General features: G+C 67.3%; 1 protein-coding gene and 1 pseudogene. Both read left to right on the top strand.

Annotation, left to right across the window (positions count from 1 at the left end; all coding sequences use genetic code 11):
• Positions 1 to 1,362: pseudogene (locus ACXJKR_RS31755) on the top strand (hypothetical protein); the annotation flags it as partial.
• A 12-nt stretch (positions 1,363 to 1,374) separates the two neighbouring features.
• On the top strand, positions 1,375 to 1,660 hold a 286-nt coding region (locus ACXJKR_RS31750), incomplete at its 3' end, for a hypothetical protein (protein ID WP_457326242.1).

Genomic DNA, 1,660 nt, shown 5'->3' with positions numbered 1-1,660 from the left:
GTGCTGGACTCCATCAAGCTCATCGCCGGCCTCGTCGGCCATGGCAAGACGCTGTTCGACGCGCTGAAGAACCTGCTGGACAACCCCGCGCCCGGCCAGTCCCTGGGCGAGCTGATCACCAAGCCGGCCGAGCTCGCACCCAAGGTGGAGGCCGTCAAGAACGCGCTCGGCGCAGTGAAGGGCGACGTCGCCGCCTTCCCGCTGCTCGAAGGGCCGCCGCGCAAGACCCTGCTCGACATCCTGGGTGTGGTGGAGGACGCCCTGGGCGCGGTGGGCCCCTTGCTGCAGATGCTGGAGAACCTGCTCGGCGAGGAACTCGTCGTGCGCTTCGACTGGAAGCCCGAGATCAAGAGCTGGGGCTTCGATCCGGCCTCACCGCTCTTCGTCGTGCACGACAAGCACGCCTTCATCGTCGCCGTCGAGGCGCGCATGAAGAAGAGCGGCGGCGCGCCGAAGATCCAGGTGCTGTGCGGCCTGCACCATTTCGACCTCGTCCTCATCGCGCCGGCCAGCTTCATCGAGCTGAACTTCGAGAAGATCGAGTTCAGCGTCGACAGCAGCGCCAAGATGAACGTCGACGTGATGCTGTCGGGCATCAAGTTCGTCGGCCCGCTGTCCTTTGTCGAGACGCTGCGCGACCTGATCCCGCTCGACGGCTTCTCCGACCCGCCGTACCTGGACATCACGGCCCAGGGCATCGACGCCGGCTTCGACGTGGCCCTGCCCGCCATCACCTGCGGCGTGCTCAACCTCAGCAACGTGAGCCTCGGCGCGGGCTTCACGGTGCCCTTCATCGGCCAGCCGCTGTCGGTGCGCTTCAACTTCTGCACCCGCGAGCAGCCCTTCCACCTGACGGTCTACGTCTTCGGCGGCGGCGGCTTCTTCGGCATCACGCTGGACCCCAAGGGCGTGCAGATCCTGGAGGCGGCCTTCGAGTTCGGCGCCGCCATCAGCATCGACTTCGGCGTCGCCTCCGGYGGCGTGTCGGTCATGGCCGGCATCTACTTCCGCATGGAGGCCGATGCGGCCAGCCTGACGGGCTATTTCCGCCTCGAAGGCCATGTGGACGTGCTGGGCCTGATCACCGCGTCGCTGGAGCTCTACCTCGAGCTGCGCTACGAGTTCGAGACCGGCAAGGCGGTGGGCAAGGCGACGCTCACCATCGAGATCGAGGTGTTCATCTTCTCGGGCAGCGTGACGATCAGTTGCGAGAAGAAGTTCGCCGGCAGCAACGGCGACCCGACGCTGCGCCAGCTGCTGGGCCTGTCGGCCGACCCGACGCTCGCGCTGGCCGCCGAGCTGGCCGCCATCGACGACAGCACGCGCTACGGTTGGCGTGACTACTGCGAGGCCTTCGCCTGAAGGAGCGACAACATGGCAAAACAAACGCTTCTTTGGACGGTGCTTCCCAACGGCCAACGCGGCGGACGCTGGTGCGTCTCCGTCGTCATCTCGCCTCGGCTGGAACCCGGCAGTGTGGCGGAGCGCCTGCTGGGCAACCCCGCCTGGCAGCCCTGGGCCGACTGGCCCAGCACGGCGGCTGGGCTGAAACTGGAACTGGTGCTGCCCAACGGCGCCGTGCCGCTGCAGCCCTTTGTTGCGGCGCCCGAGCTCAAGCCCGACAGCGCGCTGTGGAAGCAGCTCTTCCCGGCCGCCGTGC

The organism is Roseateles sp. P5_E11, assembly GCF_054049355.1.
Note: the sequence above shows the minus strand (reverse complement) of the source record. Positions and strands in the feature narration are given on the sequence as shown.